Source organism: uncultured Clostridium sp. (assembly GCF_937920395.1).
Lineage (GTDB): Bacteria > Bacillota > Clostridia > Clostridiales > Clostridiaceae > Clostridium_AD.
In genome coordinates, this window is sequence record NZ_CALEVF010000167.1 from 1 (window position 1) to 7,490 (window position 7,490).

The 7,490-nt window shown below is 30.5% G+C and carries 5 protein-coding genes and 1 pseudogene; 5 read left to right on the forward strand and 1 reads right to left on the reverse strand.

All coding sequences use genetic code 11. The features are described from left to right. The 4 genes from Q0649_RS11065 to Q0649_RS11080 all read left to right on the forward strand — a co-directional run. Positions 1 to 2,991, forward strand: a 2,991-nt coding sequence (locus Q0649_RS11065) for an SbcC/MukB-like Walker B domain-containing protein (RefSeq protein ID WP_298841586.1), incomplete at its 5' end; no start/stop codon positions are given. Positions 2,992 to 3,666: 675 nt separating this feature from the next. Further along, positions 3,667 to 3,936 carry a DUF1294 domain-containing protein gene (locus tag Q0649_RS11070; RefSeq protein WP_298841589.1) on the forward strand — a complete coding sequence of 90 codons (270 nt, stop codon included), beginning with the start codon at positions 3,667 to 3,669 and terminating at the stop codon, positions 3,934 to 3,936. Positions 3,937 to 4,305: 369 nt separating this feature from the next. Beyond that, a complete protein-coding gene (locus Q0649_RS11075; RefSeq protein WP_298841592.1) occupies positions 4,306 to 5,196 on the forward strand; it encodes a GNAT family N-acetyltransferase in 891 nt (296 codons plus the stop codon). A gap of 54 nt (positions 5,197 to 5,250) precedes the next feature. After that, positions 5,251 to 5,967 carry a hypothetical protein gene (locus tag Q0649_RS11080; protein ID WP_298841594.1) on the forward strand — a complete coding sequence of 239 codons (717 nt, stop codon included), beginning with the start codon at positions 5,251 to 5,253 and terminating at the stop codon, positions 5,965 to 5,967. Positions 5,968 to 6,078: 111 nt separating this feature from the next. Here the strand turns inward: Q0649_RS11080 and Q0649_RS11085 are convergent, their stop codons facing one another. Beyond that, a complete protein-coding gene (locus tag Q0649_RS11085) occupies positions 6,079 to 6,945 on the reverse strand; it encodes a YitT family protein (RefSeq protein ID WP_298841597.1) in 867 nt (288 codons plus the stop codon). Positions 6,946 to 7,285: 340 nt separating this feature from the next. Between Q0649_RS11085 and Q0649_RS11090 the strand changes: the two are divergent. Continuing rightward, a pseudogene (locus Q0649_RS11090) lies at positions 7,286 to 7,490 on the forward strand (amidohydrolase family protein); the annotation flags it as partial.

Here is a 7,490-nt window from a genome sequence, read left to right on the forward strand (position 1 = left end):
GGAGAAATGAAGGGTTATGAGAATGTAGATGAAGAATCGCATAATCAATTAAAGCAAACGCTAGTAAGTTTAAAACAAGAAGAAAAGGAGATTAAACTCCAGAAAAGTACAATAGACAAAGAGTATGAAGTATACAAAAACATTTTTGAGTTACAAAAGGAAAAGAGTGAGTATGTAAAAAAGAAAGATTTGCTAAAACTTCAAGAGGAAGATATAGAAAATAAAAAAGTAAAATTTACAAAAGGAAGTTTAGCGTTAAATGTAAAACCTTATATTGAAAATGTAACAGAGACTCAAAAAAGCTTAACTATAAACGGAGAGAAACTTCAAAAATTAATCAAAGATTATGAAGTCATATCTCAAAGACTAGAGGTTACTAAAATATCTTATGAAGAAGCCTGGAAATCTAAAAATGATAAACTACCAACTTTGATTGAAAAAGAAGTAAGTTTAAAGCAAGCATCTAATATTGAAGAGAAAATAATTTATTTAGCTAATGAAAAAGATATTTTATTAGAAAAACACAGAGAAGTTAAGCATAATATAGTGGATAAAAACTCAAAAACATCAATAATTCTTACTAATAAAGAAAAGATAGAGCAGCAGTTACAATCATGTGAAACAAAATTAAATGAGATAGAAATATTGCCAGAGTATAGGGAAAAACTGTACAAAACTTATAATAGCGAGTTAGAAGTAACTTCAGCTACTAAAAATGTTAATGAACTTAAAAACAAAGGTGAAACCTTGGAGAAAACCTTGGCTAGTACAGAGCTACTTCATAATAAAGCTGCTTTTACATTGAAAGATAAACAAGACAAATTAGCACTTTTAGAAGAAAAAAGTGTGGAACTGACGAATAATTTCCCGGGAGATAATAATTTGCTCTTAGATAATCAAGAAGCTTATAACACAATTAAGGTAACCTTTGAAAAGGCTGTAGAAGATCATAAAAAAAAGGATGAACTTAAGGCTAAATATGAAATTGTAAACGCAAAAACTGAGAAAGTTAGGTTGAATATAAAAAATGTAGAAGAATCTATAGAAACTATGAAAGACAAAGTTGAAAAATTAGATCATGAGATAAAAGAAATAGAGATAGGAAGCTTGGCAGCAGATTTAGCTTCTAATTTGCAAGAAGGAGATCTATGCCCAGTATGTGGTGCTGAGCATCATCCTAAAATAGCAGAATTAAAAGAAGATACAGATTTAAAAGGGTTACAGAGTTTAAAACAAAGTCATGCTGAAAACCTAGAAAAGCTATCTAAGGATTATCAAAATGAGTTAATACTACTTGCTGGATTTTCAAAAGATGAGGAGTATATAAATAATCAATTATTAGAAGTAAACAAAAATCTTAAGGATATAAATATAGAAGAGCTTGAAGATGAAAAAAACAAGAGTGAATTATCATTACACCAGTTTAAAGAAAAGATCGAATTATATAATAAACAAAAGACGGAACTAGAAGTGATACTTGCAAAGGGCCGAGAAGAAAAAAGTAAAGTAGCTATGGATGAGGCAAAACTTGGAGAAGGTTTAAGAAAAGAAAAAGAAGCATTGTTAGTCTTGCAAAAGGATATTTCTATTGCGGGTGAGAGTTTAGAGTCACTTGCCCAAAGTCACAAACTTTTAAATGAAGACTTATTACGTGAAGAGAGTTCATTTAAGCAGAAACAAAATGAGAATGAAAAATCAATGTCTATAAAAGAAAAGATCTCGCAGATTAAAAATTTAGATAATGAAGTAATAAAACTTACATCTCGGGTCAGAAAAGATAGAGCAGCACTTGTAAAGCTCGAAAAGGAAAGAGTAGATATAGATAAGACTTTAAGGGAACTTACTAACCTTAAAACAGAAATAGAAACAAGTGGTAAGGAAAAAAGGGCTGAAATAGAACGTTTGACGCTTCAAATAGTGGAGCTTTGTGGATTTACGCCTACAAACGATCATACCCCTAAAATCGAAGTAGAAAAAGTAAGAGCCCAAATTAAAGAGATCACTTTAAAAGAATCAAGTCTAAAAGCAATCTTTGAAAGAGAAAACATAGAAAAACAAAATGTTTTAACTCAAAAGACTAGCGAGGAAAATAAAAAAGAAATGTTGTCTAAGATGTTACTTGAGGGACAAGAAAAATTAAACATATCACTTAAGGAAAATTCCTTTGAAGATACGCAAACAGTCCTACTTAATTTGGTTTCAAGAGAAGTTTTGGTAATCTTCGAGAAAGAAATAAAACAGTATGAGGAGCTTAAACGTAACCTTATAGATAATTTAAAAAGACTTGAAATCTTGCTACAAGGGAAAGAAGTAGATGTTACTTTATTTGAAGAATTAAAAGAAAAAAGAGAGGTTATTGGAACAGTTCTAGAGGAAAAGACTAAAGCAATAGGTGCTCAATTTAGGGCGCTTGCGGATATGGAGAGAAAGATTCAAGAAATTAAAACACTCCTAACAAAGAAAAAATCAGTAGAGCATAAATTAAGTCTTTTAAGGGAACTGGACACTCTTATTCAAGGAAATAAATTTGTTGAATACGTAGCTATGAAGCAACTGAAATATATATCTATGGAAGCTTCAAAACGATTAAAGGAGATAACGAGGGGACGTTATGCATTGGAGCTTGATGCTAATGGAGCTTTTATAATGAGAGATGATTTTAATGGTGGCATAAGACGTGAAACTAACACATTATCAGGAGGAGAAACCTTCTTAACCTCATTATGTCTTGCACTAGCACTTTCCTCGCAAATTCAATTAAAGGGCAGTGCGCCACTAGAATTCTTCTTCTTAGATGAGGGATTTGGAACATTAGATACGGACCTATTAGATGTAGTAATGAATTCACTTGAAAAACTTCATTCAAGCACCTTGTCTGTTGGAATAATAAGTCACGTGGAGGAGCTTCGTAATAGAGTTCCAGTGAAATTAATAGTTACGCCAGCACAGCAGGGACAGGGTGGTAGCAAGGTAAAACTAGAGTACACGTAAAATGTATTTCACATGCAATATGTATCAAAATTCTCCTATATGCCTTGCAAGCAAGCTATAAACAGAAAATTGGATTAAGAAATTCTAGACTTTTGCTCACGTGAAATTCTCTATCGTTCACACTCGACGTCCTGTCTCGGGTTCGCTAGCTTCCACTTCCTGTGGAAGCTTACGAGAATTTTACATTCGCAAAAGAAGAATTTCTAAATCGAATTTCAATAGTTTCGTCGCTTTTTTTGCAAGTCATTACGGAGAAGTTACATATAAATATGCATCTTGAATTCTGATGTATTCCAAAATAGTGAGTAATCGAGGAAAAATTCAATTTCAATGTTACTGCGCTTCTTCTTGCAAGTCCCTATGGAGAAATTCCCTATGATTTTACATATGGATTAAATGTGCGTTCCTCTTCGTTCCGGTGGAACGAAGTCGGAGGGAAAAACTTCATATAATTATGATGTATATTTCAATGAATATGACTCTTTCGTTCCAGTGGAATGAAAATCGATGAGGAGTGTCTTAACAAAGATAAGTAAGCACGACGGCCTACGGCCAAGTGATTTAGCGGGTAACTCTTGAATGTTTTTAAAACAACAAATGCTCCACTATCAGAACATCCTAGATACCAAAGCGTCATGGTGATGATTTAATTACTATTAAAATGGAGGAAAACAAATGAAGATATTTTTATATTATGTTTTATTAATTAATTTGTACGGAATTTTTGTAATGTATTCAGATAAGAACAAATCAAGACAAGGGAAATGGAGAACGCCAGAGAAGACACTTTTTATTATAGCTTTTGCTTATGGCGCTTTGGGTATATTTTTAGGTATGCGATTATTTAGACATAAAACTAAGCATAACAAGTTTGTAATAGGAATACCGGCAATACTCATAGTTCAAATATTTATATTTTTTAGATATATTTTTAAAGTATTTTAAGGACTTTTCAATGTAAAAACAAAATAGTGAAAGTCACATATTTTACACATATTTATTCGATATTAATTAGGTAATCTAATGTTATTATAAATATATAGTAAGTGATGAGCAATTAATTTTTTTAATTAGAGTCCCCCTTTAATTAAATCTAAATCTTACAAATAATTTTAAAACGGAACCAGCTAAATTAAAAAATGCTGGTTCTTTTTTGTTTCAAAATATTATGAATATTTCACGTGAGAAGTTGTCTTATAAATAGTATAATTAGGTAAATATATTATTAGCAATTTATAGTAATTATAGAATACAATTAATTAGTTAACTTAATTTTGGATGAAACAAATGAAATTATAGGGGGAGTGTTGAAGAATGGCGGGAGAAGTATTAAATGAGACTATTTGTTTAAAGCAATATATATCAGAAAAAGAGTATAAAGAAATAAATGAATTAGAGAAGATTTGCAGTATACAAGACAAGACCAATCTAAAGTTAGAATTAGATTATAAGCTTAATAAAAATAAAAAGTCTGAAGTGGGACTAAAAAATATAGATGAGTTTTTATATTATGTTAAAGGAGTTTTGGTAGCATATCTTGGGATTTCAAGTTTCGGGGGTAGTAATATTTGCGAAATAAATGGATTAACTCATCCTGACTATAGGCGTAAGGGGTTATTTAGAAAACTCTTTGAACTCGCAGTTCAGCAGTGTTGGGGGAGAGGGTTCAGTAAGATATTACTATTATCAGATGGTAATTCGGGCTCAGGGCTTGGATTTATAAAGTCTGCGAATGGTATATATGATTTTTCAGAGTATAGAATGAAATTAATTGACCAAACTATAATAGACAGCATAGATTGTATTAACTTAAGAAAAGCTACAAATTTGGACGGTAAAGAAATAGGTAGGCAAAATGCAATATTTTTTAACGGTTCAGAGGAATGTGAAGCTTTTCCAGAGGCGGAGGAAGAATTAAATGAAATAACATATATGGCAGAGGTAAATAATGAAATTATTGGTAAAATAAGAGTAGAATACAGTGATAATTCGGCCTTTATAAGTGGGTTTGGATTATTGCCTAATTTTAAAGGAAAAGGATATGGAAAGGCAACTTTAAAGGAAGCTTTACAGCTGATAAATAAAAGAAATATCTATGATATAGGATTAGATGTAGAATGTAAAAATAATACTGTACTTAATTTATATAAATCATGTGGGTTTGAAGAAAAGTCTGTAATGAATTATTATAAGTATGACATTTAAAGGTTCGTTTAATTTTATATTTTAACCGTTGATATATAAGGGGGATAAATTGAAGTGAATAAAAAATTATTATTAATTTCATTAATTTGTTTAAGTACTCTAGCGGCTGGCTGTGGAAGCCAAAATTCAACAGATGTGCAATCACAAAAAACTTCAGTTGTGAGCAAAACTCAAACATCAACAAGTATAAATTATCAATTAGTAAAGAATGTTTACACTAATAAAAAGGTAATTGTAAATTATCCTCAAATCACTAATTTTGGGGATGTAAGTAAACAGAAGGTCATTAATAATATATTAAAGCAAGAAGCATTAAAAGTTTCTAACTATTATAAGGATTCTCCAGGCGAGGTCACATTAGATATAATTTACAACATTAAATATAAAGGTAATGACCAATTGAGTGTACAATACTCAGGTACTGCATATGTTAAAGGGTCAGCTCACCCAAATAACTTGTTTTACACAACAAATATAAACCTTACAAAAGCAGTAAGACTAAGGCTTTCAGATTTTGTTAAAATAGATAAAAATCTTGTTAATAAGCTTAGGAGTATTGCAGACAAATCCAGCCAGCCAGGGAAGGTAAGCGTTGAGCAATATACAAATGATGAGTTAATCAAAATGTTTAAAAATGCAGATTCATTAGATCTTGTAGGAACTGCAGACCAATCTGACACATTTAGCTTCGTCACAAAAGATACTTTAGGTATAAGTGTACCTGTTAGCCATGCTGCAGGAGATCATGCTGAATTTGAAATGAAAAGATAGAAAAATATGAGCCACCGCATGTAAAGTTACCCAAATAGGACCTACCATATAGAAAATGACATATAGAGAAAATAAATAATGCTTTAGCTCCTAAGCTAAAGCATTATTACGTTATAAAGCAGCTTTTTTAAAGCCTTCTCCATTTATTTCAGATATATTTGATATTGTGATAAAAGCTGAACTATCTATATCTTGAACAATCTTTTTAGCTTTAGCTATTTGAGTTAAAGTAATAAAACTATATATTATTTTTCTTTGTTCCCCGGTGTAAGCCCCTTCTGCATTTATAAGAGTTACCCCTCTACCAAGCTTGGTCAATATTGCATGAGCCACTTCAGGTTCTTTATTTGTTATTATCCAAAGTAATTTTTTATGGTTAAACCCATCTATTACCTTCTGTGTACAAATTGTAGCTACATAGATACTAATTAATGTGTATAAAACTAGTTCTAATCCAGCTGCAATAAATATTACGCCAGCTGCAATAATAAATATATTAATAAGCATTGAAAGTGAGGCTATTTCTACTCCGGTTATCCTTTTTAAAACTGTTGCAATAACATCTGTTCCACCTTGTGATGCTCTACTCCTAAAACATAAACCACAGCCAATACCGTTGAGTATACCACCGGTTATGGAAGAAAGCATAATATCATGAATTTGAATATATGGAGCTAATGGAGCAGCTATAATTAAAAATACTGATAATTCTACCATTCCAAGTAGACTAAAAAGCACGAAATCTCTATCTACATTCCTTATTCCAACAATAAAAATAGGAAGGTTTAATATGAAGAAGCCGAATCCAACGGGCAGATTAATACAATATTTTAGTATAAGTGCAACGCCTGTAATTCCTCCAGATAATAAATGATGCGGTACTAAAAAACCAATAACTGATATAGAAGATAAAAAAGCTCCAAGTGTAATTACTAAAACTCTTATTATAAAAGATTCTTGTTTTTTTAAATTTATCATGTTCTTACCCCCACCAAATTTGTCTCTATTTCAGTTTATACCTATTTGCAAGGAAAATCTGTTTCTATCTAAATAAATAGAATAAATAAGGATAAATTACATTTTTTAGTTCGCTAACAGAACAAAAAGTCGTAACATTCAGTAAATTAAGAAAATGGGGACTATTAGCATATATAATGTGATATGATAATTAGTAAGGAATAATGTTAAATATATTAATTATATTTGTTAAAGTAGTAATTAAATAACTATATAAAATGATATTAGATATAACTTAAAAATAGAACAAAATGAAGAATTTAATAATATGTGTAATTTTATAATTAAGGGAGGTATATAAATGAAAACATTTGATATGATTGTTAAAGGTGGAAATGTTGTTACAGCTTCTGATATATTTAAAGCAGATATTGGTATTAATGAAGGAATAATTTCAGAAATGGGATTAGACTTAGGAAAAGATGCAGCGGAAATTATTGATGCATCTGGCAAATATGTTTTTCCAGGTGGAATAGATCCACATACTCATATGAATATGCCATTTG

Coding starts and splice junctions, on each gene's coding strand:
- Q0649_RS11075 (WP_298841592.1), top strand. CDS start 4,306: ATGGCGGGAGAAGTATTAAATGAGACTATTTGTTTAAAGCAATATATA.
- Q0649_RS11085 (WP_298841597.1), bottom strand. CDS start 6,945: ATGATAAATTTAAAAAAACAAGAATCTTTTATAATAAGAGTTTTAGTA.
- Q0649_RS11070 (WP_298841589.1), top strand. CDS start 3,667: ATGAAGATATTTTTATATTATGTTTTATTAATTAATTTGTACGGAATT.